Annotated in this window: 19 protein-coding genes; 7 read left to right on the forward strand and 12 right to left on the reverse strand. The window is 72.3% G+C overall.

Going from position 1 to position 24,810, the window contains the following annotated elements; all coding sequences use genetic code 11:
* Positions 1 to 186: 186 nt before the first annotated feature.
* Positions 187 to 1,047, forward strand: coding sequence for a helix-turn-helix domain-containing protein (locus DEJ43_RS15325; RefSeq protein ID WP_150160765.1), 861 nt, complete (start codon positions 187 to 189; stop codon positions 1,045 to 1,047).
* Positions 1,048 to 1,263: 216 nt separating this feature from the next.
* Complete coding sequence (locus tag DEJ43_RS15330) at positions 1,264 to 1,464, forward strand: DUF397 domain-containing protein (RefSeq protein WP_015034281.1); 201 nt, start codon at positions 1,264 to 1,266, stop codon at positions 1,462 to 1,464.
* Positions 1,465 to 1,611: 147 nt separating this feature from the next.
* Here the strand turns inward: DEJ43_RS15330 and DEJ43_RS15335 are convergent, their stop codons facing one another.
* Positions 1,612 to 2,445: a hypothetical protein gene (locus tag DEJ43_RS15335; protein WP_015034282.1), complete on the reverse strand. Its 834-nt coding sequence runs from the start codon at positions 2,443 to 2,445 to the stop codon at positions 1,612 to 1,614.
* A 101-nt stretch (positions 2,446 to 2,546) separates the two neighbouring features.
* Here DEJ43_RS15335 and DEJ43_RS15340 point away from each other — a divergent pair, with 101 nt between their 5' ends.
* Both DEJ43_RS15340 and DEJ43_RS15345 read left to right on the forward strand, forming a co-directional pair.
* Entirely contained in the window at positions 2,547 to 3,329 is a 783-nt protein-coding gene (locus DEJ43_RS15340) for an SDR family oxidoreductase (RefSeq protein WP_015034283.1), read from the forward strand.
* A gap of 185 nt (positions 3,330 to 3,514) precedes the next feature.
* Complete coding sequence (locus DEJ43_RS15345) at positions 3,515 to 5,059, forward strand: sodium:solute symporter family protein (RefSeq protein WP_015034284.1); 1,545 nt, start codon at positions 3,515 to 3,517, stop codon at positions 5,057 to 5,059.
* Here the strand turns inward: DEJ43_RS15345 and DEJ43_RS15350 are convergent.
* The 3 genes from DEJ43_RS15350 to DEJ43_RS15360 form a co-directional block, all read right to left on the reverse strand.
* The gene (locus tag DEJ43_RS15350) at positions 5,044 to 6,162 is read right to left on the reverse strand and encodes an ADP-ribosylglycohydrolase family protein (RefSeq protein WP_015034285.1); all 1,119 of its coding nucleotides are present in this window, start codon (positions 6,160 to 6,162) and stop codon (positions 5,044 to 5,046) included. The genes DEJ43_RS15345 and DEJ43_RS15350 overlap by 16 nt on opposite strands.
* Before the next feature lie 133 nt (positions 6,163 to 6,295).
* Positions 6,296 to 8,881 carry a bifunctional FO biosynthesis protein CofGH gene (locus DEJ43_RS15355; RefSeq protein ID WP_015034286.1) on the reverse strand — a complete coding sequence of 862 codons (2,586 nt, stop codon included), beginning with the start codon at positions 8,879 to 8,881 and terminating at the stop codon, positions 6,296 to 6,298.
* Between the two features lie 88 nt (positions 8,882 to 8,969).
* Complete coding sequence (locus tag DEJ43_RS15360) at positions 8,970 to 9,806, reverse strand: LLM class F420-dependent oxidoreductase (protein WP_015034287.1); 837 nt, start codon at positions 9,804 to 9,806, stop codon at positions 8,970 to 8,972.
* Positions 9,807 to 9,940: 134 nt separating this feature from the next.
* Here DEJ43_RS15360 and DEJ43_RS15365 point away from each other — a divergent pair, with 134 nt between their 5' ends.
* Positions 9,941 to 10,681: a GNAT family N-acetyltransferase gene (locus tag DEJ43_RS15365; RefSeq protein ID WP_041662511.1), complete on the forward strand. Its 741-nt coding sequence runs from the start codon at positions 9,941 to 9,943 to the stop codon at positions 10,679 to 10,681.
* Here DEJ43_RS15365 and DEJ43_RS15370 read toward each other — a convergent pair.
* The gene (locus DEJ43_RS15370) at positions 10,665 to 11,180 is read right to left on the reverse strand and encodes a GNAT family N-acetyltransferase (protein ID WP_015034289.1); all 516 of its coding nucleotides are present in this window, start codon (positions 11,178 to 11,180) and stop codon (positions 10,665 to 10,667) included. The two genes, DEJ43_RS15365 and DEJ43_RS15370, sit on opposite strands and share 17 nt — an antisense overlap.
* Before the next feature lie 87 nt (positions 11,181 to 11,267).
* On the opposite strand from DEJ43_RS15370, the gene DEJ43_RS15375 reads away from it, so the two are divergent.
* A complete protein-coding gene (locus tag DEJ43_RS15375; protein WP_041662512.1) occupies positions 11,268 to 11,483 on the forward strand; it encodes a hypothetical protein in 216 nt (71 codons plus the stop codon).
* A 75-nt stretch (positions 11,484 to 11,558) separates the two neighbouring features.
* Here DEJ43_RS15375 and DEJ43_RS15380 read toward each other — a convergent pair whose 3' ends face one another.
* The 7 genes from DEJ43_RS15380 to DEJ43_RS15410 all read right to left on the reverse strand — a co-directional run bounded on the left by DEJ43_RS15380 (position 11,559) and on the right by DEJ43_RS15410 (position 21,045).
* Positions 11,559 to 13,133, reverse strand: a complete 1,575-nt coding sequence (locus DEJ43_RS15380) for an APC family permease (protein WP_041662513.1) — start codon at positions 13,131 to 13,133, stop codon at positions 11,559 to 11,561.
* Positions 13,134 to 13,371: 238 nt separating this feature from the next.
* Positions 13,372 to 14,826, reverse strand: coding sequence for an aldehyde dehydrogenase family protein (locus DEJ43_RS15385; RefSeq protein WP_015034291.1), 1,455 nt, complete (start codon positions 14,824 to 14,826; stop codon positions 13,372 to 13,374).
* On the reverse strand, positions 14,823 to 16,562 hold the full coding sequence (locus DEJ43_RS15390) for an N-acyl-D-amino-acid deacylase family protein (RefSeq protein WP_015034292.1): 1,740 nt from the start codon (positions 16,560 to 16,562) through the stop codon (positions 14,823 to 14,825). Before DEJ43_RS15390 ends, DEJ43_RS15385 begins: the two co-directional genes overlap by 4 nt.
* Positions 16,563 to 16,746: 184 nt before the next feature.
* On the reverse strand, positions 16,747 to 17,871 hold the full coding sequence (locus DEJ43_RS15395) for an LLM class flavin-dependent oxidoreductase (protein ID WP_015034293.1): 1,125 nt from the start codon (positions 17,869 to 17,871) through the stop codon (positions 16,747 to 16,749).
* A 111-nt stretch (positions 17,872 to 17,982) separates the two neighbouring features.
* The gene (locus tag DEJ43_RS15400) at positions 17,983 to 18,744 is read right to left on the reverse strand and encodes an SDR family NAD(P)-dependent oxidoreductase (protein ID WP_015034294.1); all 762 of its coding nucleotides are present in this window, start codon (positions 18,742 to 18,744) and stop codon (positions 17,983 to 17,985) included.
* An 11-nt stretch (positions 18,745 to 18,755) separates the two neighbouring features.
* Positions 18,756 to 19,673, reverse strand: coding sequence for an LLM class F420-dependent oxidoreductase (locus DEJ43_RS15405; RefSeq protein WP_015034295.1), 918 nt, complete (start codon positions 19,671 to 19,673; stop codon positions 18,756 to 18,758).
* A gap of 154 nt (positions 19,674 to 19,827) precedes the next feature.
* Positions 19,828 to 21,045: an amidohydrolase family protein gene (locus DEJ43_RS15410; protein WP_041662514.1), complete on the reverse strand. Its 1,218-nt coding sequence runs from the start codon at positions 21,043 to 21,045 to the stop codon at positions 19,828 to 19,830.
* 219 nt (positions 21,046 to 21,264) lie between these two features.
* Between DEJ43_RS15410 and afsR the strand changes: the two genes are divergently transcribed.
* On the forward strand, positions 21,265 to 24,669 hold the full coding sequence (afsR, locus tag DEJ43_RS15415; RefSeq protein ID WP_150253461.1) for an SARP-family global regulator AfsR: 3,405 nt from the start codon (positions 21,265 to 21,267) through the stop codon (positions 24,667 to 24,669).
* Positions 24,670 to 24,810 lie beyond the last annotated feature (141 nt).

The following is a 24,810-nucleotide window of genomic DNA, read 5'->3' on the forward strand; positions in this document are numbered from 1 at the left end:
AACCAACCCCGGGAGCCGCACAGGTGTGCGGGGCGGTCAGGACGGCCGCCCCGCACACGCGCGTTCCCGGCGGGCACCCCGGCATACGTTGTGGTCATTTTCCAGCGCACGCCCGGCCATTGGTGGCAGTCTGCCAAGCGGTAGATACTCACAGCTACGCAGCAGACAGCCGGAGGTGCAGTTTCCGTGGCGTCCAACGTCAACCCCACCGTCAGGCGACGCCGATTGGGCCAGGAGCTGCGCAAGCTCCGGGAAGCGAAGAACATGACGGCCGAGCAGGTGGCCGAGCGTCTCCTCGTCTCCCAGTCCAAGATCAGCCGGCTGGAGAACGGCCGCCGGTCCATCAGCCAGCGCGATGTGCGCGACCTCTGCGGCGTGTACGAGGTCGAGGACGAGCGCATGGTCGACTCGCTGATGCAGATGGCCAAGGACTCCCGCCAGCAGGGCTGGTGGCACGCCTTCGGCGACATCCCGTACAGCGTCTACATCGGCCTGGAGACGGACGCCGAGAGCCTGCGGATGTACGAGCCGCAGATCATTCCGGGCCTGCTCCAGACGCACGCGTACGCGGAGGCCGTGATCTCGGGCGCGCTCCCGGAGTCGACGCCGGCGGAGATCGACAAGCGGGTGACCGTCCGCACCCGTCGCCAGGAGCGGATCCGGGACGAGGAGCGTCCGCTGCGCCTGTGGGCGGTCATCGACGAGGGTGCGCTGCACCGGATCGTCGGCAGCAGGCAGTTGATGGTGGAGCAGCTGGAGCACCTCATCGAACAGTCGCATCTGCCGCACGTCACGGTGCAGGTGATCCCGTTCGAGATGGGTGCGCATCCGGGGATCAGCGGGCAGTACTCGATCCTGGAGTTCCCGGACACGTCGGACTCGAGCGTCGTCTACATCGAGGGCGTGACGAGCGACCTGTACCTGGAGAAGGCGCAGGACGTCGGCAAGTACAGCGTCATGTACGAGCACCTCAGGGCGCAGGCGCTGAACGTCGAGCAGACCCGTGACTTCATCTCGGAGATGGTGAAGAAGCACGCCCGGGGCTGAGGTCGGGGCAGGCGCCCCGGCCGTGCGGCGGGGAGCCAGGCGAAAACAGCGGGGCGGGTACGGTACACCGCGTAATCGCTCCCACGGAAGCTCAGTTGGAATATGCCACTCGGACGTGTGAACGCCGGTCCCGCCGGCCCGGACCGGCGAGTAGCGTCGATCACGCCGGCAAGAACGTTGGCGCGACAACCACTGGCAGAACCGGAGCTGAGCAGCATGGCGATTATTCAGGGTGGCACCGACACCTGGACGAAGTCCTCGTACTCCGGAGGGAACGGGGCCTGCGTCGAAGTGAAGTCCCCCCTCGTGACCGCGATCGCGGTCCGGGACTCGAAGGCCCCCGAGGGTCCGTCCCTCTCTTTCGGACCGGGATCGTGGAACGCCTTCGTCGGCGAGGTGAGCAACGGGGCCCTCTGAGCCCCGTCGCCCGAGCCGTCTCGCGCACGACCAGCAGCACGACCAGCAGCACCAGCAACAGCACGACCAGCACCACCAGCAGTACGCAGGAGCCCTCTCGACCGGTCCGCCGTCCTGGCCGAGGGGGCTCGGCCCTTCCCGGGCCGCTCAGCGCAGCTGGTCCACGTACAAGTCCGTGCCCGGGATCGTCGGGATGAACGGGGCCACCAGTTCGACGCGGGCGTTCGGGCCGCCGAGTGTGTCCAGGTCCGCGAAGTGGGCCGGCCAGCATTCCCTCGGGTCCTGTTCCAGGAACCACAGCAGGGTCAGCCGGGTGTCGACGCCCTCGACCTGTTTCACGTACGTCATGCGGTCGCCGGGCAGCGGGGTCGGCCGGAAGACGGTGACCATCGCGGCCGGTGAGCCGGCCAGTCGCCGGGGCAGTTCGCGCGAGCGCAGCCGCTCCAGGAGTTCCGCGCGGCGCTCGGGGCCTTCGGCGTCGACGACCTGGAGGACGAGTCCGGCGTAGGGGTGGTCGAGGGCGTGGAAGTCGCGGGGGCCGGCGGCGCCGTCGCGGTAGACGGTCACCTCGTGGTCCTGGAACGAGGTGAAGACGTGGGTCCGTTCCTGGTGGACCCGGGCGTCGCGGTTGAGCCGCTTGTTGATGCCGACGGTCCACTTCATGTGGTCGTCGTAGCGGCCCTCGGTGATCCAGTACGTGGAGAGGTAGCAGCCGGCGGTGACGGGCTGGGCGACGGCGGACTTCTCCGGGACGCGCAGTTCCTGGAGTTCGCGGGTGGCGACCCAGCGGCGGCCCGCGTACATCCAGGGCATCGCCATGGCGCCGGCGTAGTAGTGGTCGTCCTCGTACCAGCGGTTGTACGCGTACTCGTGGCCCGGGTGCGGTTCGACCATGGTGATCAGCGCGTGGCCGGGCCGCACCCCGTACGGGCCGACCGCGGCCAGCTCCGCGTACGTCTCGCTGCGTGTCTCCTCGCTCATCCTCGTTCCCCTCGCTCGGCTTCCTTCGTCTTCCCTTGTCGACGACTCGCCCCTACTCTGACGGGCCGTCAGATCGTTGAACAGGCCCAGGGAGGAACCGGATGCTGCTCCAGGGAAAGACGGTCGTCGTGTCGGGGGTCGGCGCCGGTCTCGGCCACCGGATCGCCGAGACGGTGGTGCGGGACGGGGGCCGCGCGGTGCTCGGCGCCCGCACGGAGGCGAACCTCGCCAAGTCGGCCGCGGAGATCGACCCCGAGGGGACCCGGACCGCCTACCGGGTCACCGACATCACCGACGAGGCCCAGTGCGAGGCCCTCGCCGCCCTCGCGACCGAGCGGTTCGGCGGGATCGACGCGGTGGTCCACGTCGCCGCCTGGGACTCGTACTTCGGCGGCCTGGAGGACGCCGACTTCGCCACCTGGCAGGGGGTCCTGGACGTCAATCTGCTCGGCACGCTGCGGATGACCCGGGCCTGCCTGCCGGCCCTCAAGGAGCGCGGCGGCTCGGTCGTCCTGATCGGGACGCAGTCGGCGATCGCCGCGCCCTCGCAGGTGCGGCAGGCGGCCTACGCGGCCTCGAAGGGGGCGCTGACCTCCGCGATGTACTCGCTCGCGCACGAGCTCGGTCCGCACCGCATCCGGGTCAACACGGTGCTGCCGGGCTGGATGTGGGGGCCGCCGGTGCAGGCGTACGTCCAGTTCGCCGCGCAGACCGAGCGGGTGCCGGAGGCCGAGGTGCTCGCCCGGCTGACCGAGCGGATGGCGCTGCCCGAGCTCGCCACGGACGGGGACGTCGCGGAGGCGGCGGCCTTCCTCGCCTCGGACCGGGCGCGGGCCATCACGGGGCAGTCCCTGCTGGTCAACGCCGGGGAGTTGATGCGGTGAGGTGATGCGGTGAGCCGGTCGCGGGGTCACCCAGCGGTCGAGACAAGTTCATAGACATGAACAGGGGTCAGTAAACCGAACGATTTTACTGTCCCTTGACCCTCCATTGCATTGTCCCCACCTTGCAACGCGCCACACCATGAACGGCGTTCACAAGGCGGACCAGAACCCCTGGAGGGGGCTCCATGAACAGTCTCGACTGGGCCGTGCTCATCGGCTACTTCGGCGTGATGGTCGCGATCGGCGTCTGGTCCCACAAGCGCGTGGACAACGTCTCCGACTTCTTCACCGCCGGCGGCAAGATGCCCTGGTGGCTCTCCGGCATCTCCCACCACATGTCCGGCTACAGCGCCGTGATGTTCACCGGCTACGCCGGAATCGCGTACACCTACGGCGTCACGTCCTACGTCACCTGGTCCTTCCCGATCGCGATCGGCATCGCCATCGGCGCCCACCTCTTCGCGCCGCGCCTCAACCGGCTGCGCTCCCGGCTCCACGTGGCCTCCCCGCTGGAGTACCTGAAGAACCGCTACAACCTCCCCACCCAGCAGGCGCTCGCCTGGTCCGGCGTCCTCCTGAAGATCGTCGACGTCGGCGCCAAGTGGGCCGCGATCGCCACCCTGCTCTCCGTCTTCACCGGGATCTCCCTCAACCAGGGCATCCTCATCACCGGCGTGATCACCGGCGTCTACTGCACGGTCGGCGGCCTCTGGGCCGACGCGCTCACCGAACTCGGCCAGTTCATCATCCAGTTCTTCGCCGGCATCGCGATGCTCGTCGCCGTCCTCGCCAAGCTCGGCGGGGTCAGCGCGCTGTGGGACGTCTGGGACCGGCCCGAGCTCCAGGGCCACACCGCGCCGACGGCCGGCCCGTACACGCTGACCTTCCTCCTCGCGTACCTCTTCATCAAGACCTTCGAGTACAGCGGCGGCATGTGGAACCAGGCCCAGCGCTACATGGCCACCCCGTCCGCCCGCGAGGCCACCCGCTCCGGGCGGCTCTCCGCCGTCCTCTGGTTCGTCTGGCCGCTGGTCCTCTTCTTCCCCATGTGGGTCGCGCCGCTGCTCGTCGACCCGAAGAAGCCCGACGCCTCCGACTCGTACGCCCTGATGACCGAGCAGCTGCTGCCGCACGGCCTGCTCGGCCTGGTCATCGTCGGCTTCTTCTCGCACACCATGGCCATGTGCTCCTCCGACGCCAACGCCATCGCCGCCGTCTTCACCCGCGACATCGCGCCCGTTCTCAGCAAGGCCGCGCGGGGCTGGACCCAGCGGGCCGGGCTCGTCGCCGCGCGCTGGTCGACGATCGCCTTCCTCGCGCTGTCGATGGCGGTCGCCACCCAGGTCAACTCCCCCACCTTCAAGGACATCATCACCGTCGTCATCAAGTGGGTCGCCGGACTCATGGGACCGATCGCGATCCCCTTCATGCTCGGCCTGCTCCGCGCCTTCCGTAAGTCGGGCCCGACGGCGGCGCTCGTCTCCTGGGCCGCCGGACTTTTCGTCTTCTGGCTCACCAACTACGGACTCGACGGCGTCGAGCTCCAGATCCAGATCGTCTCGCCGCTCGCCACGTCCCTCGTCCTGTACGTGCTCATCGGCTTCGTCCGGCCCGAGGACACCCCGGAGCGGGACGCGCTCCTGGCGAAGATCGGCTCGGACGGCGACGGCTCGGCGGGGGCGGCCGTCCCGGCGCAGGCCGGGGAACGGACCGGTCAGCCCCTCGGGTAGCGCGCCAGCCAGCCCGGCGAGGCCTCGGTGGCGGAGTGCAGGGCGGCCCCCTGGGTCATCTCCATCGAGAAGTCGTCCGCGAGCTCCAGGACCGTCGCACGGCCCTCCAGTTCGGCCAGCCAGGCCGGCGGGAGGGCCGTCTCGCCGTGCAGGGCGCCGAGCAGCGCGCCGGTGAGCGCGCCGGTCACCGGCGAGGGCCCGTCGTGGTTCACCGCGAGCCGCAGCCCGTGCCGTACGTCCTCGCCGACGAGGGCGCAGTAGACGGCCGCCGCCAGCTGCCCCTCGGCCCGGTCCTCCGCGGCGCCGAGGGCGCCGACCCGCTCCGGGTCCGGCACTCCTTCCCGTACGGCTCCGAGGGCGCGGCCGAGCGCCTCGGTGACCGGTTCGTGGCCGGGGCGGGCCGCCAGCTGCCCGAGGGCCCCGTCGACGGCGGCCTCCACGGAGCCGCCGCGTGCCAGGCCGTGGACGACGACCGCGAAGGCGCCGGCGGCGAGGCCGGCGGCCGGGGCGCCGTGGGTCTGCGCGGCGCATTCGACGGCGAGCTGGCAGACGAGCTGCGGCTCCCAGCCGACGAGGAGTCCGAAGCCGGCCGAGCGGACGAGGGCGCCGGAGTCGGCGGCGTCCGGGTTCTTGGGCTTGTCGAGGGTGCCGAGGATCTCGTCGCCGAGGCCGGTGAGGCAGGCGCGGGGCGGGTTGCGGCGGGCGTAGAGCCATTCCTGCTGGGCGAGCCAGCCGTTGTCCTTGCGGCGCTCGTCGGGGCCCCAGTCGCGCTGGGTGGCGGCCCAGCGCAGGTGGGCGCGGTGGATGTCGGTGGGCGGGTGCCAGGCGCCGGTGTCGCGGCGCACCTGGGCGCGGATCAGGCCGTCGACGGTGAAGAGGCCCATCTGGGTGGCGGCGGTGACGGCGCCGCGGCGGCCGAAGGCGGGCGCGGGTTCGGTGAGTCCGTCAGGTCCGTAGGTGTGGCGGAGCTCGGCGAGGGTGAGTCCGTCGGCGGCCGCGCCGAGCGCGTCGCCGACGGCGCCGCCGAGCAGACAGCCCCGTACGCGGGCACGGAAGTCCTGCTGTTCGGCGCGGCCCCACACGGCCGCGGCTGTCGTGGCCATGACGTGCCCTCCCCGCGGATACCGGTCTGCGCAGCACTGTAATGGACCGGGTACGTCCGCTCGGGGGCCGGAACGTTATGTGTTCTGAAGCCCTTCAGTCCGCTTTTGATCGCAGTTCACGCAGAACCGACCGCTAGTCCTTCGGCAGGACCGGCAGCAGCTCGGGAAGGTGTCCGTCCGAGGCCCTCGCCGTACGCTGCCGCTCCTCCGGCACCTCGCCGTACAGGGTCGTCCGGGGCTTCGCCGGACGGCCCGCCGCCTCCGCGATGGCCTCCAGGTCCCGGATCGAGCGGTACGAGCCGTAACTCGACCCGGCCATCCGGGAGATGGTCTCCTCCATCAGCGTCCCGCCCAGGTCGTTGGCGCCCGAGCGGAGCATCTCCGCCGCGCCCTCCGTGCCCAGCTTCACCCAGCTGGTCTGGATGTTGGGGATGTGCGGGTGGAGCAGGAGCCGGGCCATCGCGATGACCGCCCGGTTGTCGCGGGCCGTCGGGCCGGGGCGGGCGATGCCCGCGAGGTAGACCGGCGCGTTGGTGTGGATGAAGGGGAGGGTCACGAACTCGGTGAAGCCGCCCGTCTCCTGCTGGATGCGGGACAGCGTGCGGAAGTGGCCGAGCCAGTGCCGGGGCTGGTCCACGTGCCCGTACATCATGGTCGAGCTCGACCGGATGCCCAGCTCGTGCGCCGTCGTGATCACCTCGATCCAGGTCGCCGTGGGCAGCTTGCCCTTCGTCAGGACCCAGCGGACCTCGTCGTCGAGGATCTCGGCGGCGGTGCCGGGGATCGAGTCGAGCCCGGCCTCCTTGGCGGCGGTGAGCCACTCGCGGATCGAGAGCCCGGTGCGGGTGGCGCCGTTGACGACCTCCATCGGCGAGAAGGCGTGCACGTGCATGCCGGGGACGCGCTTCTTCACCGCCCGCGCGATGTCGAAGTAGGCGGTGCCCGGCAGGTCCGGGTGGATGCCGCCCTGCATGCAGACCTCGACGGCGCCCACCTCCCAGGCCTGCTCGGCGCGGTCGGCGACCTGGTCGAGGGAGAGGGTGTAGGCGTCGGCGTCGGTGCGGCGCTGGGCGAAGGCGCAGAAACGGCAGCCGGTGTAGCAGACGTTGGTGAAGTTGATGTTCCGCGTGACGATGTACGTGACGTCCTCGCCGGCCACCGACTTCCGTACGTCGTCGGCGATCCGGGTCAGCGCGTCCAGGGCCGGCCCGTCGGCGTGCAGCAGGGCCAGCGCCTGGGCGTCGGTGAGCCGCGTCGGGTCGTCGGCGGCGACGGCGAGCGCCTCGCGGACGTCGGCGTCGACCCGCTCGGGGACCATGCCGGGCGCGGCGGCCTCCCGCAGCGCCTCCCAGTCGCCGTACACCTCGTCGAAGTCGTCGCGGCGGTCGTGGGTCCGGCCGGTGGTGTCGATGGTGCGGTGCAGATCGGTGCGGCCGGCGGCGGTGAAGGCCTCGTCGGGCTCCTGCCAGGGCAGGCCGCGGACGGGGGCGTCGGGGTTCGCGAGGCCGGTCTCGGGGTCGGCGAGGGCGCGGACGTGCGGGAGCAGCCGGGGGTCGAGCCAGGGTTCGCCCCGGGTGACGAACTCGGGGTAGACGCAGAGGCGTTCGCGCAGTTCGAACCCGGCGGCACGGGACTTCTCGGCGAGCTCCTCGATCCGCGGCCAGGGCCGCTCGGGGTTCACGTGGTCGATGGTGAGCGGGGAGACGCCGCCCCAGTCGTCGATGCCGGCGGCGATCAGGCGCTCGTACTCGGCGTCGACGAGGTTCGGCGGGGCCTGGAGGCAGGCGGCGGGGCCCATGATGTGCCGGGCCACGGCCACGGTCGCGACGAGGTCGTCGAGCTCGGCGTCGGGCATGCCGCGCATGGCCGTGTCCGGCTTGGCGCGGAAGTTCTGGATGATCAGCTCCTGGAGGGAGTGGTACGCCCGCGAGACCCGCCGCAGCGCGAACAGCGACTCGGCCCGCTCCTCCAGGGTCTCCCCGATCCCGAGCAGCAGCCCCGAGGTGAACGGGACGGAGGACCGGCCGGCGTCCTCCAGGACCCGGAGCCGCACCGCGGGCTCCTTGTCGGGGGACCCGTAGTGGGGGCCGCCGGGCTCCGACCAGAGGCGGGTGGCGGTGGTCTCCAGCATCATCCCCATGGAGGGGGCGACGGGCTTGAGACGCTGGAAGTCGGTCCAGGAGAGGACGCCGGGATTCAGATGGGGCAGCAGCCCGGTCTCCTCCAGGATCCGGACGGCCATGGCCCGTACGTACGCGATGGTGTCGTCGTACCCGTGCGCGTCGAGCCACTCCCGGGCCTCGGGCCAGCGGTCCTCGGGCTTGTCGCCCAGGGTGATCAGGGCCTCCTTGCAGCCCATCGCGGCCCCGCGCCGGGCGACGTCGAGGACCTCGTCCGGCGACATGAACATCCCGTGCCCGTCCCGGCGCAGCTTGCCGGGCACGGTCACGAAGGTGCAGTAGTGGCACTTGTCCCGGCAGAGCCGGGTGAGCGGTATGAACACGCTCTTCGAGTACGTGATGACCCCCGGCCGCCCCGCGGCCGCGAGCCCGGCGTCCCGCACCCGCCCGGCGGAGGCGACGAGGTCGTCCAGATCGGCCCCCCGCGCCCGCAGCAGCACGGCGGCCTCCCCGACGTCGAGCGCGACGCCGTCCCTGGCCCGCTTGAGGGCACGGCGCATGGCGTTCGCGGTGGGGCGGGCTTCCTGGTCATCCGTCATGAAACGAGCATACGAGCGGGGGTACGGGGAGGGCCGGGCTCCCCGTGGGAAGGAGGGTCGCGACGGTGTCGGGTGGGCCACAGCGAGGTCATGGCAGGTACCGCGCGAACTCGTCCAGGACCCCCAGGACCTCCCGCTCGTCGCCCGGCGGGAGCTGGAGGACGACCTCCTCGCAGCCGAGTTCCGCGTAGTGGGCGAGTTTGCCGGGGCTCGGGAGGACCGCGTACGGGACGAGCTGCAGGGTCTTCGGGTCGCGGCCGGCGGACTCCCAGGCCTCGCGGAGGACCGGGAGCGACTCCGTCAGACCCCGGCCGCCGATCGGCATCCAGCCGTCCGCCTCCGCGGCGATCCGCGCGAAGAGCTTCGGGCCCGCCGCGCCGCCGAGGAGGATGCGGGGCGCGCCGCCGTGGGGCGGCTTGGGCCAGGCCTCCGAGGCGCTGACGGAGCGGCCGAACTGCCCTTCGTACGCGGTGGGTTCCGGCGCCCACAGCGCCCGCATCAGGGCCAGCCGGTCGTGGGTGAGGGCCCGGCGGGTGGACCAGTCGACGCCGTGGTCGGCGGCCTCCTCGCGGTTCCAGCCGTAGCCGACGCCGAGGGTGAAGCGGCCGCCGGAGAGGTGGTCGAGGGTGGCGATCTGCTTGGCGAGGGCGATGGCGTCGTGCTCGGCGATCAGCGTGACGCCGGTGCCGAGTCCGAGCCGTTCGGTGACGGCGGCGGCCTGCCCGAGCGCCACGAAGGGGTCGAGTATGCGGCTGTACTCCCGGGGCAGTTCGCCGCCCGCCGGGTAGGGCGTGGTCCGGTCGACGGGGATGTGGGTGTGCTCGGGCAGGTAGAGCCCGCCGAAGCCCCGCTCCTCCAGCTCGCGCGCGAGCCGTACGGGGGTGATGGTCTCGTCGGTCAGGAAGATCGTGGTCGAGATCCGCATAGCGGCACGGTAGGGGGTGCGGCGTGGAATTCCGAGAGCCGCGACACGAGCCGTCCGGGTCGCGTCCGCCACCGGCGGCCGTGCGCCGGAAAAACGGCCTGCGGTGTGCCGCGCCGCCCCCCTACTGTGGCCCGGTGCTGCAGCGAATCGAGTCGTTCTACGACGCCGTCCCCCGTTCCTCCGCCCGCGCCGAGGAGTTCGGCCCGCTGACCCTGTTCGTGCGGGAGGGGGAGGGCTGGCCCTTCTACGCCCGCCCCGCGCTCGGCCACACCGGCGACGTGCCGGTCGAGGCCGTGGAGGCCGTACGGGCGCGGCAGCGGGAGCTCGGCGTGCCCGAGGCCTTCGAGTGGGTCGCGGAGACCACGCCGGGGCTGCGCGCGGCCGTCGAGGCGAGCGGGCTCACCGTGCACGAGCATCCGCTGATGGTCCTGGAGGGCGAGGGGACCGCCGTACCGGTCCCCGAGGGGATCACCGTGCGGATGGTCGGCGCGGACGACGCCGCTCTGGAGAGCGCGGTCGCCGCCCCGTACGCCGCGTTCGGCGCGGAACCGCAGCCGGGGACGGCCGAGCACGTCGCCGGGCGGATCACGGCCGGGCTCACGGCGCTCGCGGCGGCGTACGACCCCGAGGGCCGGGCTCTCGCGGCCGGGCAGCACCAGCCCGTCGGGGCGGTCACCGAGATCGTCGGCGTGGGCACCGTCCCGTCGGCCCGCCGCCGTGGCCTCGGGCTCGCGGTGACGGCCGCGCTCGTCGCGGACGCCCGGGCGCGGGGCACGGAGCTGGTGTTCCTGTCGGCCTCGGACGCGGACGTGGCCCGGCTCTACGGCCGGCTCGGGTTCCGTACGGTCGCCACAGCGCTCATCGCGGAGAGCTGAGCGCGGCGGCGGTCCGCGTGCGGGGCTCCCTGATCATCCACAGGTCGTACGGGGTCTCCGTCTCCACGGTGAACCCCTCCCGCTCGTAGAGCCGGACGGCCGCGCTGCCCCGCAGGGACTGCAGGCGTACGGGCAGGCCTGCGGCGTCCGCCCGGTCGAGGAGCTCCCGCAGCACCGCCGTGCCGAAGCCGCGGCCCTGGGTCTCGGGGGCGAGGTAGAAGTGCTCCAGCCAGAAGCCCTCCGTGTCGCTGTGGTCGGGTCCGTGGCCCTGGTCGCCGACCTCGGCGTTCGGGACGAGGGCCGCGCAGCCCGCGAAGGCCCCGTCCACCTCGACGATCCAGGTGTGCTCGGCCCGGAACCGGTTCCGCAGCCGCTGCCGCACCTGGTGCTCGTCGTAGACGCCGAGCCTGACCAGGTCGTCCCGCATCACCACCGCCCGGAGCTCGGCGACGGCCTCGACGTCCTCCGCCCGTGCCGGGCGCATCGACCAAGTGATCATGTCCGCATCATAGGGAAGCGCGCCGCGCCCCCGTCCGTCGCCGGACCGGCTCGTAACCGGATGCGCGTGCTCCGCGTTACGACGGACATGAAGAGGATCCTCACCGCAGCCGCCCTGACCGTCTTCGCCGCCGCGGGCGCGGCCGGCGCCACCGCCGGCACCGCCGCCGCCGACACCGGCGGCATGAACCTGCCCTCGGTCGTCCCGCTCAGCGGCGTCCTGGCCCCCAAGGCCAAGCCGGCCGGCACCCCCGACCTCCCGCCCGCCAACGCGGCGGTGGAGCGCCTGCTGCCCGGGCGCTGACCGGCCGGAAGGAAAGACGAGGATGGCGGGCCCCCCACGGGCCCGCCATCCTCGCGTTTCCGGTACGCCTCGGCGTCAGTCGGCGACCACCAGGGACGGGGTCTCCTTCGTCAGGACCTCGCCGCGGAAGAAGGCGGGGCTGCGGCGCTGCATGACCAGCATGATCACCACGCCGATGAGCAGCAGTCCGACGCCGATCACGAAGACCGAGCCGACGCCGAAGACCGCGGAGCCTGAGCCGTACGCCGGGTCCCACATGTCGTACAGGGTCTTGCCGAAGACGGCGGTCAGCATGAGTCCGCCGAGCAGCGGCATCAGGCCCTTGTAGGCGAAGTCCCGGCCGGAGCGGAAGAGCTCGCCGCGGAAGTACCAGACGCAGGCGAAGGCCGTGAGCGCGTAGTAGAAGCAGATCATCAGGCCGAGCGCGTAGATGGTGTCGACCAGGACGTTCTCGCTGAGCAGGGTCATCACGGTGTAGAAGACGCCGGTGGCGACGCCGGCCACGATCGTGGCCTTGCCGGGGGTCTTGAAGACCGGGTGGACCTTGGTGAAGGACTTCGGCAGCGCCTCGTACGTGGCCATCGCGAGCACCGTGCGGGCCACCGGGATGAACGTGGTCTGGAGGCTGGCGGCCGCCGAGGCGAGGACCGCGACGAAGAGCAGGATGCCGAGCGTGGGGCCCATGACGGGGCCGGCGAGCGCGGCGAAGACGTTGTCGGAGGTCTCCGGGTTGGCGAGGCCGAGGCCGTCCTCGCCGGAGCCGACGACCATCTGGGCGGCGATGCCGGTGGCCAGGTAGGAGCCGACCAGGACGACCATGGCGATGAGCGCGGCGCGGCCGGGGGTCTTGGCGCTGCCGGTGGTCTCCTCGTTGGTCGCCATGCAGGCGTCCCAGCCCCAGTACATGAAGATCGAGAGCGAGAGGCCGGCGGTGAAGGCGGCGAAGGACTGGACCGCGAAGGGGTTCATCCAGGACCAGGAGAAGTCGACCGAGGTCTCGAAGGAGCCGGCCTTGGTGAGGGCCATGCCCACGAAGACGGCGAGCACGACGAGCTGGAGGCCGACGAGGGTGTACTGGACGCCCTTGGTGGCGGTCATGCCGCGGTAGCTGATCGCGGTGGCCGCGGCGATGAGCGCGAGGCAGGTGAGGATGTGGACGGCCTTGTTGTCGTCCAGGGCGGCGATGGATTCGCTGCCGCTGATCTCACCGGCGAGGAGCCAGAAGTACGAGGTGGCGACGCCCGCCAGGTTGGAGAGGACGATGATCGTCGCGATGACCAGGCCCCAGCCGCACATCCAGCCGATCCGGGGCCCGAAGGCCTTCACGGTCCAGGTGAAGGAGGTGCCGCAGTCGGGCATGACCTTGTTGAGTTCCCGGTACGCGAAGGCGACGAGGAGCATCGGGAGGAAGCCGGCGAGGAAGATCGCGGGCATCTGCAGGCCGACCTCGCCCGCGGTGGAGCCGAGGGTGGAGGTCAGGCAGTAGACGGGGGCGACGGTCGAGATGCCGATGACGGCACTGCCGAGGAGGCCGACGGAGTTGCCGCCGAGGCCTTTGGTGCGCACGCCGTGGGCGCTGTCGGTGTCACCCGGGGCGTTGACGCCCCTTACCGTGTCTCCGGCCTGGGGCCGTGCTTCCACCTGAGTCATGAACAGGACGTTAAATGCTGCGGTTTCCACATCCGGAGGATCAAAATCCGCTCACCTGATCGATCACCGCCTTGCATTGCGCGGGTCGAAACGGACGCCCGCCAATGATTGAAAGATCGACGACCGGGACGGACCGACCAACTGGTAGGTCGGTCGATCCATGTCCGATATGCGGGAACCGCAGCCGAGCCCGAAATGTCCGTTTCCAAATTTTCCCGAGGAATTTTCGCGGCCGTCCTCAGCCCGGCCACACCACCGCCTGCAGCTCGCTGTAGGCATGCAGCGCGTACGAGCCGACGTCCCTTCCGACACCGCTCTTCTTGAATCCGCCGAACGGCGCCTCCATGTTCCGGCCGATCGTGTTCACGCCCACCCCGCCGGCCCGCAGCCGGGCCGCGATCCGGAAGGCGCGGGCCACGTCGCCCGACCACACGTAGTCGAGGAGGCCGTAGTCGCTGTCGTTGGCGAGCGCGATCCCCTCCTCCTCGTCGTCGAAGGGAACGACCACGACCACCGGCCCGAAGATCTCCTCCCGGACCACCCGCATCTCGTTGGTGCAGTCGGCGAGCAGCGTCGGCGCCACGTAGAAGCCCTTCGCGAAGTCCGGACGCTCACCGCCCGCGACGACCCGCGCCCCTTCCTTCCGCCCCAGCTCGACGTACGCCTCCACCCGGTCGCGGTGCGCGGCCGAGATCACCGGGCCGACGACCGTGCCCTTCTCCGCCGGGTCCCCCACCTTCATGAAGGCCAGATAGCCGGTGAGCTTCTCGATCAGCCGCTCGTAGATCCCGCGCTGGGCCAGCACCCGGGTCGGAGCCGTACAGATCTGCCCGCTGTAGAAGGAGAACGTCGTCCCGATCCCCATCACCGCCGAGTCCAGGTCGGCGTCGTCGAAGACCAGCGCCGCGCCCTTCCCGCCCAGCTCCATCAGCTGCCGCTTGAGCGTGCGGCCGCAGACCTCGCCGATCGCCTGCCCGACCGCCGTGGAGCCGGTGAACGACACCATGTCGACGTCCGGGGAGTCCACGGCCGCCTCCCCGGCCTCCGCCGACGAGCCGGTCACCACGTTCACCACCCCCGGCGGGACACCCGCCTCCTCCAGGGCCCGGGTCATCGCGTACACGGAGAGCGGGTCCTGAGGGGCCGGCTTCACCAGGACCGTGTTGCCCATCGCGAGCGCCGGGGCGATCTTGCCCGCCGGGTTGGCCCACGGGTTGTTGTACGAGGTGATGCAGGTGACCACGCCGACCGGGCGCCGCACCGCCACCGCGCCGAACACCCCGGCCCTCCCCATCGGCCCCGCCTCGTTGATCTGCGGGGGCAGCGCCTGCTCGACCGGCTCCAGGGCGCCCCGCGCGTATCGCCGGAAGCGCGAGGAGCCGACCGCGACCTGCATCCCGCGCGCGGTGCCGGTCGTCGCGCCCGTCTCCGCCCGGGCCAGGAGCGTGTTCGCCTCGGCGTCCCTCGCCATCAGGTCGGCCGCCCGGTCCAGGATCGCGGCCCGCTCCTCCGGGGTCGTCCGGGACCAGGAGGCGAAGGCCTCCCGGGCCGCGGCGGCCGCCTCGTACACCTGGGCGCGGGAGGCCTCGGGGGCGAGACCGACGACCTCCTCGGTGGCGGGGTCGATCACCTCGTAGTGTCCGCCGTCGGGCTCGACCCACTCGCCCCCGACGAAGAGCTTCTCCGTCCTCACCGGGTGCTCACCGTCCTCGTGTCGCGGCCGGAGCGCAGCACCTTCCCGGGGATCGCGCCGGTCACCTCGTCGTCCCGTACCGTCTCGACGCCGTTGACCCGGACCGACACGATGCCGACGGCCCGCGAGTCGAGCCGCGGGCTGTCCCCGGGCAGGTCGTGCACGAGGGTCGCCGGGCCGGCGTCGATCCGCTCCGGGTCGAAGAGGACCAGGTCGGCGTGGAAGCCCTCGGTGATCCGGCCGCGCTCGCGGAGTCCGAAGAGCCGGGCCGGGTCGTCGGTCAGCATCTTCACGGCCCGCTCCAGGGGCACCAGCTTCCGGCCGCGCAGGCAGTCGCCGATGAACCGGGTCGTGTACGGCGCCCCGCACATCCGGTCCAGGTGCGCGCCGGCGTCCGAGCCGCCGAGCATGACGTCCTCGTGGTCCCAGGTCTCGCGGCGCAGTGCCCAGGAGGCCGGGTCGTTGTCGCTGGGCATCGGCCACAGGACGGTGCGGAGTTCGTCGTTGGCGCAGATCTCGACGAGGCACTGGAAGGGGTCCTGGCCGCGCTCGGCCGCGATGTCGCCGACGACGCGGCCGGTGAGGCCGTCGTTCTCGGCGCTGTACGTGTCGCCGATGACGTACCGCCCGAAGTGGGCGAGGCGGCGGAAGACCCCGGCCTCCTTGGAGTCGGCGCGCCGCAGCATCTCGGCCCGCACGTCCGGGTCGCGGAGCTTCGCGATCCGCTCGGGGACGGGGAGGGCGAGGATCTCGCCCCATCCGGGGATGAGGTTGAGGGCGCAGAAGGTCCCGAGCGACATGTTCATCGGGGTGAGGATCGGCATGGTGAGGGCGACGATCCGGCCGCCGGACTTCCGGGCCCGCTCGGAGGCGGTGAGCTGGCGCGGGACGCGCTCGGGGACGGCGGCGTCGATGGTGAGGACGTTCCAGTTGAGGGGGCGTCCGGCGGCGGCGGTCATCTCGACGAACAGGTCGATCTCGTCGTCGGAGAACTGGTCGAGGCAGCCGGCCAGGATCGCTTCGAGCTGGGTGCCCTCGTGCTCGCCGACGGCCCGGGACAGCGCGACGAGCTCCGCCGGGGTGGCGTGCCGGGAGGCGACGGGGGCGCCGTCGCCGTCGGAGTGGGTGGCGGACTGGGTGGTGGAGAGTCCCCAGGCGCCGGCCTCCATGGCCTCCTTGAGCAGGGCGACCATCTGCGCGAGCTGCGCGGGGGTGGGCTGCCCGCCGACGGCGTCGGGGCCCATCACGTACCGGCGCAGGGCGCAGTGGCCCACCATGAATCCGGCGTTGACGGCGATCCGGCCGTCGAGGGCGTCGAGGTACTCGGCGAAGGAGGACCAGGACCAGTCGACGCCCTCCTCCAGGGCCTTCAGGGCCATCCCCTCGACCTTGGACATCATGCGGCGGGTGTAGTCGGCGTCCTCGGGCCGGTCCGGGTGGAGCGGGGCGAGGGTGAAGCCGCAGTTGCCGCCGGCGACGGTGGTGACGCCGTGGTTCATGGACGGGGTGGCGTAGGGGTCCCAGAAGAGCTGGGCGTCGTAGTGGGTGTGCGGGTCGACGAAGCCGGGGGTGAGGACGAGTCCGGTGGCGTCCTCGGTGGTCCGGGCGTCCTCGCGTACGGTGCCGGGCTCGGCGACGACGGCGATCCGCCCGTCGCGTATGCCGACGTCGGCGGCGAAGGCGGGGGCGCCGGTGCCGTCCACGACGGTGGCACCCGTGATGAGGTGGTCGAGCATGACGGTCCCTTTCTGGACGTGGGCACGGGTGTGCCCCGGACCGGGGGCACACGGGTGTGCCCCGGACCGGGGGCCGCCGCGGAACGGCCTCCGGCCGGGGCCGGTACGGGGCGACGGTCCGGGAAGACACCGCCCCGCGCTTGTCGTGCACCGCCCGTCGGGCGCGGGACGTTACGGACCCGGCCTAGGAGCCGGCGGACTGGCGGAAGCGGGTGGTGCGGTGGACGGGGTCCGTGTCGATCTTCGGGATGACGTGCTCGCCGATGAGCTTGATCGAGTTCATGGTGTCCTCATACGAGATCCCGATCGGCAGCCCGAAGGACAGCTGGTCCGCCCCGGCCTGCTCCCACCGCTTGCACTGGGCGAGCACCTCCGACGGGTCGCCGCAGATCATCAGCTCCTCCTGGATGAGGAGTTCGATGATCTCGGCCGAGTACTCGGGGAGGAGCTCCGGCCACTCGGGGATGCCCTCGGGCCGCGGGAAGGTGTCGTGGTAGCGGAACAGCAGCGACTGGAGGTAGTTCAGGCCGCCGCCCACGGCGATCTCGACCGCCTTGTCGTGGGTCTCGGCGCAGATCGCGGTCGAGGTCACCATGACGTTGTCGTTGACGAAGTCGCCGATCGCCCTGGCTTCCTTGATCGCGGTCTTGTAGGACTCGACGACCCACTCCATGTCGGAGACCTTCTGCACGCTGAAGCCGAGGACGCCGAGGCCCTTCTTGCCGGCCATGGCGTACGAGGAGGGGGACCCGGCCGCGTACCACATGGCGGGGTGGGACTTCCCGTACGGCTTGGGGAGGACCTTGCGGGGCGGCAGCGACCAGTGCTTGCCCTGGAAGCCGGCGTACTCCTCCTGGAGCCACATCTTGGGGAACTCGGCGATCGTCTCCTCCCACAGCTCCTTGGTGTGGTTCATGTCGGTGATGCCCGGCATGAACCCGAGGATCTCGTGGGAGCCCGCGCCCCGGCCGGAGCCGAACTCGAAGCGGCCGCCGGAGAGGTGGTCGAGCATGGCGACCTTCTCGGCGACCTTCACCGGGTGGTTGACGGGGGCGAGGGGGTTGAAGATGCCGGAGCCGAGGTGGATGCGGTCGGTGGCGTGGGCGAGGTAGCCCAGGTAGACGTCGTTGGCGGAGAGGTGCGAGTACTCCTCCAGGAAGTGGTGCTCCGAGGCCCAGGCGTATTTGAAGCCGGACCTGTCCGCCTGGATGACGTACTCGGTCTCCTCCATGAGCGCCTTGTGCTCGGCTTCGGGATCGGTCTCGGCGCGCTTGCCGACGTATCCCTGTACGAAGATCCCGAATTCCAAGGGGGTTCACCGTCCTCGTGAGTTTCCGACGGAGTTTCTGACGTGCCGTCAGATTTATGATGTGCCCGACTTTCGCACCGCGCGACAGGTGCGTCAATACCTGATGGAGCGTCAGAAAAGACTGACCCCGGCCAGCCACCCGCCGTCGATCACGAACGGCTGCCCCGTGATGTACGCCGAGTCCGCCCCGGTCAGGAAGAGCGCGAGGTCCGCCACCTCCTCCGGGCGGCCGATCCGCCCGAGCGGGACGAGCCTGCGGTACAGCTCCGCCGTCGCCGCCGGGTCCACGCCCTCCGGATTGCTCATGGGGGTGTCGATCGCGCCCGGGCAGACGGCGTTCACCCGGACCCCCTTCGCCGCGAGTTCGAGCGCCGCGACCCGGGTCAGCCCCAGGACGGCGTGCTTGGAGGCCGCGTAGGCGCCGACGCCCGCCATCCCGGTGACCCCCGTGTACGAGGCGGTGTTGACGATCGTGCCGCCGCCGGCCGCCACGATCTCGGGCGCCACCGTCCGGATGCCGAGGAAGCAGCCGGTCTGGTTGACGGAGACGATCGCCTGGAACTCCTCCAGCGGGGTGGCGAGGAGCTCGTTGAAGCGGAGGATGCCGGCGTTGTTGACGAGCCCGTCGATCTTCCCGAAGCGCTCCTTGGCGACCGCCACGGCCGCCGCCCACTCCTCCTCCCGGGTCACGTCCAGGTGGACGTGGACGGCCGTCTCCTCGCCCAGCTCCTTCGCCAGCGCGGCGGCCGCCTCGTCGAGGACGTCCGCGAGGACCACGCGGGCACCCTCGGCCGCGAACAGCCGGGCCTCCTGCTCGCCCTGCCCGCGCGCCGCACCGGTGACGAGGACGACCCGCCCGTCGAGCTTGCCCATGTCCGTACTCCCTAGAGATGAGGGGCGACCTCCGTGCCGAAGGCCGCCATCTGGTCGATGAGTTCGGTACGGCTCCGGGAGCGGAACCGGACCTGGATCTGGTGCACGCCCATCTCCCCGTACGCGCGCAGGGAGGCGGCGAGCTCCTCCGGGGAGCCGCTCAGGGTGCGCCGGCCGACCGGCCAGCCGGGCGTGCCGACGTACAGCGGCTCGGCGATCGCGCCGACGGTGATCGGCTCGGCGATCCCGGCGTCGGCGCGCAGCCGCAGCAGCTGCTGGATCCGCTCGGCGAGCTGCTCGCGCGGGTCGCCCTGCGGCAGCCAGCCGTCGCCCTTGAGCGCGGCCCGGCGGACGGCGGCGGGCGAGGAGCCGCCGACCCAGAGCGGGACCCGCTCCTGCGCGGGCCGGGGCAGCTGGCCGAGGTCCTTGAAGGCGAACCGCTCGCCCATGTGCTCGGGGAACTCCTCGGCCCCGAGGGCCGCCCGCAGCGCGTCCATGGTCTCGTCGAGCACGGCGCCCCGGCGTGCGAAGTCCACCCCGACCGCCTCGAACTCCTCCTGCACGTGCCCGGCCCCGACGCCGAGCACCAGGCGCCCGCCGGAGAGGTGGTCGAGCGTCGCGTACGCCTTGGCGGTGACGAGGGGGTGGCGCAGTCCGACGACGGCGACGTGCGAGAGCAGCCGGACCCGCTCGGTGACGCCGGCCAGGAAGGAGAGCGTGGCGACCGGGTCGTACCAGACGGTGCTCATGGCCTCGGCGAGCCGGCGCGGGATGGCGACGTGGTCGCAGCTCGCGAGGTAGTCGAAGCCGTGCGCCTCGGCGGCGCGGGCGATCTCGACGAGGTCCCGGGCCCCGGCGGCCGCCTCCCAGGGCTCGGCGTAGATCGCGCTCTGCGACTGGACCGGCAGCTGCATCCCGTAGACCACCATGAGGAACCCCCTTGAGCCTCGGCCTCGTCGGCCGAATCTGACGAACCGTCACTTCTACGAGCGGGGCCCATGCTCGTACCTGACGGCTCATCAGACAAGGGGTGGGACCTGGCCCGGACCGGTCGGACCCACGGGCACGGCCTACCGACGCGCCCTAGGGGCGCCAGAGGCCGTCCGGGGTCAGGCCGAGGAGGTCGATCGCGTTGCCGCGCACGATCCGCTCGACGACGTCCGGGGCGAGGTGGCCCATCTGGGCCTCGCCGACCTCGCGCGACTTGGGCCAGGTGGAGTCCGAGTGCGGGTAGTCGGTCTCGTACAGGACGTTCCCGACGCCGATCGCGTCCAGGTTCCTCAGCCCGAAGGCGTCGTCGAAGAAGCAGCCGTAGACGTGCCCGGCGAACAGCTCGGACGGCGGGCGCAGCACCTTCTCGGCGACCCCGCCCCAGCCCCGGTTCTCCTCCCAGACCACGTCGGCCCGCTCCAGGATGTACGGGATCCAGCCGATCTGCCCCTCCGCGTACATGATCCGCAGGTTCGGGAAGCGCTCGAACTTGCCGCTCATCAGCCAGTCGACCATCGAGAAGCAGCAGTTGGCGAAGGTGATGGTGGAGCCGACGGCCGGCGGCGCGTCGGCGGAGGTCGACGGCATCCGGCTCGACGAGCCGATGTGCATCGCGATGACCGTGCCCGTCTCGTCACAGGCCCGGAAGAAGGGGTCCCAGTGGTCGGTGTGCACCGAGGGCAGCCCGAGGTGCGGCGGGATCTCGGAGAACGCCACCGCCCGCACCCCGCGCGCGGCGTTCCGCCGCACCTCGGCGGCGGCGAGCTCGGGGTCCCAGAGCGGGATGAGGGTGAGCGGGATGAGCCGCCCGCGGGCCTCGGGCCCGCACCACTCCTCCACCATCCAGTCGTTGTACGCGCGGACGCAGAGGAGTCCGAGCTCGCGGTCGGCCGCCTCGGTGAAGGTCTGCCCGCAGAAGCGGGGGAAGGTCGGGAAGCAGAGCGCGGACTGGACGTGGTTGACGTCCATGTCGGCGAGCCGCTCGGGCACGGAGTGCGAGCCGGGCCGCATCTGCTCGTAGGTGATGACTTCGAGCCGTATCTCGTCGCGGTCGTAGCCGACGGCGGTGTCGAGCCGGGTGAGGGGCCGGTGCAGGTCCTCGTACACCCACCAGTCGCCGATCGGCCCCTCGTCGCCCCTGGCCCCCATGACGGGGGCGAACTTCCCGCCGAGGAAGGTCATTTCCTTGAGCGGGGCACGGACGATCCGGGGTCCGGTGTCGTGGTACCGGGACGGGAGCCGGTTCCGCCAGACGTGCGGGGGCTCCACGGTGTGGTCGTCCACCGAGATGATCTTCGGGAAGGTCTCCATGGCTTTCACGGTAGCGCTGATCTGACGACCCGTCAGCTAGCCTGCGGCAGATCCGCTCCTCCGCCGGCGCCCGCCGGCACGCCGGGAAGCCCGCACGAAGGCCGCGTCCGCCCCGCGTCACGGCCCGCACTACGGCCGACCCGATGCTGACGGACCCCCTCCGGACAAGGCAGACTGTCCAGGGCGAAACCAGCGGTGGCGGTACGGGCAGGGGGAGCGATGGACCGTGAGAACGGGCCGCGAGTTCCGGTGCAGCGGGCTCCGAGGACAAGCGCGGGCGCGGGCCCCGGCACGGGCCCGAACACCGGGAACGGCACCGGCACGGAGGCGCCTGCCGGCGCGGCGACGGCCGCGGGCACCGAGGCGGCCGCCGGCGCGACGACCCCGGGCACCGGGGCGGCCACCACTGAGGCCACAGGTACGGACGGGGCGACGGCCGCGCCCACGGCGTCCAGCGCGGGCACGGGTTCCGGCCAGCCGAGCGGCGGCACCGGGCCTGGCGCCGGTGCCGGCCCTGGCGCCGACTCCGATCCCGGGACCGGCAGCGGCGCCGACAGCCGGACCAGCAGCGGCAGCAGCACCGACAGCCGAGCCGGCACCGGCACCGGCGCCACCCTCGGCACCGGCACCGACAGCCGGGCCGGCACCGGCACCGGCACCGACAGCCGGACCGGCACCGGCGCCGGGAGCGCCGCCCCCGGGGCCGCCGGCCCCGAGGCCCCCGGCCCCGGGCTCCTGCGGTTCGCCGTGCTCGGGCCCGTGCGGGCCTGGCGGGACGGGGAGCCGGTGTCCACCGGATCGCCGCAGCAGCGCGCCCTGCTCGCCGCCCTGCTGCTGCGCGGCGGACGCACCGCCACCGCCGCCGAGCTGATCGACGCGCTCTGGGGCGAGGAACCGCCCTCCCAGGCCCTCGCGGCCGTACGGACGTACGCCTCCCGGCTCCGCAAGGCACTCGGCCCGCAGGTCCTCGTCAGCGAGTCCGGCGGCTACGCCCTGCGCACCTCCGCCGCCGCCCTCGACGCCACCACCGCCCAGGAACTCGGCGCCGAGGCCGAGAAGCTGCGGGCCGCCGGAGACCGGGCGGGCGCCCGCGACAAACTCGCCGAGGCGCTCGACCTGTGGGACGGCGAGGTGCTCGCCTCGCTCCCCGGCCCGTACGCCGAGACGCAGCGGACCCGCCTGGAGGAATGGCGGCTCAGCCTCCTGGAGACCCGGCTCGACATCGACCTGGAGCTCGGCGCGCACGCGGAGGCCGTCTCCGAACTGACCGCGCTCACCGCCGCGCACCCGCTGCGCGAACGGCTCCGCGAGCTGCTGATGCTCGCCCTGTACCGCGGCGGCCGGCAGGCCGAGGCGCTCGCCGTGTACGCCGACACGCGCCGCCTCCTCGCCGACGAACTCGGCGTCGACCCCACGCCCGAACTCTCCCGGCTCCAGCAGCGCATCCTCCAGGCCGACGCCGAACTCGCCCGCCCGGTCGAGGAGGCCGCCCCGGCCGCGGCGACCGTCGCGCGCCCGGCCCAGCTGCCGGCGACCGTGCCGGACTTCACCGGCCGCGCCGCGTTCGTACGGGAGCTCGGCGACCGGCTCGCCACCGCCGAGGGCCACGTCATGGCCGTCTCGGCGCTCGCGGGCATCGGCGGCGTGGGCAAGACGACGCTCGCGGTGCACGTCGCCCACGCCGCCAGGCCGCACTTCCCGGACGGCCAGCTGTACGTGGACCTCCAGGGGGCCGGCAACCGGGCGGCCGCGCCGGAGACGGTGCTCGGCTCGTTCCTGCGGGCGCTCGGGATGCCGGACTCCGCCATCCCGGACTCGCTCGACGACCGGGCGGCGCTCTACCGCTCCACGCTCGACGGGCGCCGCGTCCTGGTCCTCCTGGACAACGCGAGGGACGCCGCCCAGATCCGCCCGCTGCTGCCCGGGACGGCGGGCTGCGCGGCCCTGGTCACCAGCCGGATCCGGATGGTGGACCTGGCGGGCGCGCACCTGGTGGACCTCGACGTGATGTCCCCGGAGGAGGCGCTGCAGCTGTTCACCCGGATCGTCGGGACCGAGCGGGTCCAGTCCGAGCGGGAGGCGGCCCTGGACGTCGTCGCGGCCTGCGGCTTCCTGCCGCTGGCGATCCGCATCGCGGCGTCCCGGCTGGCGGCCCGCCGCACCTGGACGGTGTCGGTGCTCGCGGCGAAGCTGGCGGACGAGCGGCGGCGGCTCGACGAGCTCCAGGCGGGCGACCTCGCGGTCAAGGCGACCTTCGAACTCGGCTACGGCCAGCTGGAACCGGCGCAGGCCCGGGCGTTCCGGCTGCTGGGCCTCGCGGACGGCCCGGACATCTCGCTCGTGGCGGCGTCGGCCGTCCTCGACCTGCCGCTCTGGGACACCGAGGACCTCCTGGAGGCCCTCGTCGACACGTCCCTGCTGGAGTCGGCGGCGCCGGGCCGCTACCGGTACCACGACCTGGTGCGGCTCTACGCGCGTGCGTGCGCGGACCGCGACGAGCAGCCCCCGTCGGAGAAGGAGGCGGCGCTGTCGCGGCTGCTGGACTTCTACCTGTCCACGGCGGCCCGGGTGTACGCCATCGAGCGCCCCGGCGACCGCCTCGTCGACCACCTGGAACCCACCACCCACGAGGGCCTCACCTTCACCGACCGCCACGCGGCCCAGGACTGGCTCTACGCCGAGGCCAACTCCCGGCTTGCCTGCGTCCGCCAGTCGGCCGCGTCCCCGGCGACCCTCCGGCGTGCGGTGGACCTGCTGTGGGCCTCGCTGGACCTGGCGGAGTCGGGGGCGAACTCCCGGGAGTACGAGACGGTGGCGACGACGCTCCGGGACGCGGCAAGCACGGCGGGCGACGCCCGGGCCCAGGGCCGCGCGTCGCTCACCCTGGCGTACGTCCAGCACGTGGCCGGCCGGTTCGACGAGGCCGACGGCGAGGCCCACCGGGCGATGGACCTCGCGGCCTCCACGGGCGACGCCCTGCCCCTGTGCTGGGCCGCCAACGCCTTGGGCATCATGGCCCTCTACCAGGGGCGCAACGACGACGGGGAACGTTTCCTGACCCAGGCCACGACCTCGTTCCGGGCCTGCGACGACGAGGCGGGCGAGGCCAGCGCCCTGTGCAACCTCTCCCGGATCCACCTGGCCATGGGGCAGACCGACATCGCCGTCGAACTCGCCCAGCGGGGCACCGAGATGTACGACGCGATGGGTCACGCCCTCAAGGGCGCCAATGGCCGCTACGCGCTGGGGCTCGCCCTGACCCAGAGCGGCAGGCTCGACGAGGCGGCGGCCCGGCTCACCGAGGCACTGGCCGTGTTCCGGGACAGCAGGCAGCGCCTCTGGGAGGGGATGTCGCTCTTCCGGATCGCCGAGGTGGACATCGCCGCCCGCCGGTACGCGCAGGCCGCGTCGAACTCCGAGCTGGCCCTGGTCATCCTCAAGGGCGTGGGCGGCGAGTGGCGCCGCGGGCAGGCGCTCGTCGTCCTGGGCCGGGGGCTGTCCGGCATAGGGCAGCACGGCCGTGCCCGGGTCTGCTGGCAGGAGGCCCTCGACATCTTCGTGGAGCTGGGCTCGCCGGACGAGTCCGACGTCCGGGCGCTGCTCCGCGAGACCGCCGCCGCCTGAGTCCTGAGCTGGGTGTTCATCGTTCGTTTATGGCGGCACGGCAGTCTTCTCCCATCGACCCGCCGTGTCGGGGGGCAGACGGGTCGGTGGTACGGCCGTCACACCGTCGCACTAGGGTGAGCGGCTCCGAGTGGGCCCTCC

This window comes from Streptomyces venezuelae ATCC 10712, assembly GCF_008639165.1.
Classification (GTDB): domain Bacteria; phylum Actinomycetota; class Actinomycetes; order Streptomycetales; family Streptomycetaceae; genus Streptomyces; species Streptomyces venezuelae.

Coding starts and splice junctions, on each gene's coding strand:
- DEJ43_RS15330 (WP_015034281.1), top strand. CDS start 1,264: ATGGCGATTATTCAGGGTGGCACCGACACCTGGACGAAGTCCTCGTAC.
- DEJ43_RS15335 (WP_015034282.1), bottom strand. CDS start 2,445: ATGAGCGAGGAGACACGCAGCGAGACGTACGCGGAGCTGGCCGCGGTC.
- DEJ43_RS15340 (WP_015034283.1), top strand. CDS start 2,547: ATGCTGCTCCAGGGAAAGACGGTCGTCGTGTCGGGGGTCGGCGCCGGT.
- DEJ43_RS15345 (WP_015034284.1), top strand. CDS start 3,515: ATGAACAGTCTCGACTGGGCCGTGCTCATCGGCTACTTCGGCGTGATG.
- DEJ43_RS15350 (WP_015034285.1), bottom strand. CDS start 6,162: ATGGCCACGACAGCCGCGGCCGTGTGGGGCCGCGCCGAACAGCAGGAC.
- DEJ43_RS15355 (WP_015034286.1), bottom strand. CDS start 8,881: ATGACGGATGACCAGGAAGCCCGCCCCACCGCGAACGCCATGCGCCGT.
- DEJ43_RS15360 (WP_015034287.1), bottom strand. CDS start 9,806: ATGCGGATCTCGACCACGATCTTCCTGACCGACGAGACCATCACCCCC.
- DEJ43_RS15370 (WP_015034289.1), bottom strand. CDS start 11,180: ATGATCACTTGGTCGATGCGCCCGGCACGGGCGGAGGACGTCGAGGCC.
- DEJ43_RS15375 (WP_041662512.1), top strand. CDS start 11,268: ATGAAGAGGATCCTCACCGCAGCCGCCCTGACCGTCTTCGCCGCCGCG.
- DEJ43_RS15380 (WP_041662513.1), bottom strand. CDS start 13,133: ATGACTCAGGTGGAAGCACGGCCCCAGGCCGGAGACACGGTAAGGGGC.
- DEJ43_RS15390 (WP_015034292.1), bottom strand. CDS start 16,562: ATGCTCGACCACCTCATCACGGGTGCCACCGTCGTGGACGGCACCGGC.
- DEJ43_RS15400 (WP_015034294.1), bottom strand. CDS start 18,744: ATGGGCAAGCTCGACGGGCGGGTCGTCCTCGTCACCGGTGCGGCGCGC.
- DEJ43_RS15405 (WP_015034295.1), bottom strand. CDS start 19,673: ATGGTGGTCTACGGGATGCAGCTGCCGGTCCAGTCGCAGAGCGCGATC.
- DEJ43_RS15410 (WP_041662514.1), bottom strand. CDS start 21,045: ATGGAGACCTTCCCGAAGATCATCTCGGTGGACGACCACACCGTGGAG.
- afsR (WP_150253461.1), top strand. CDS start 21,265: ATGGACCGTGAGAACGGGCCGCGAGTTCCGGTGCAGCGGGCTCCGAGG.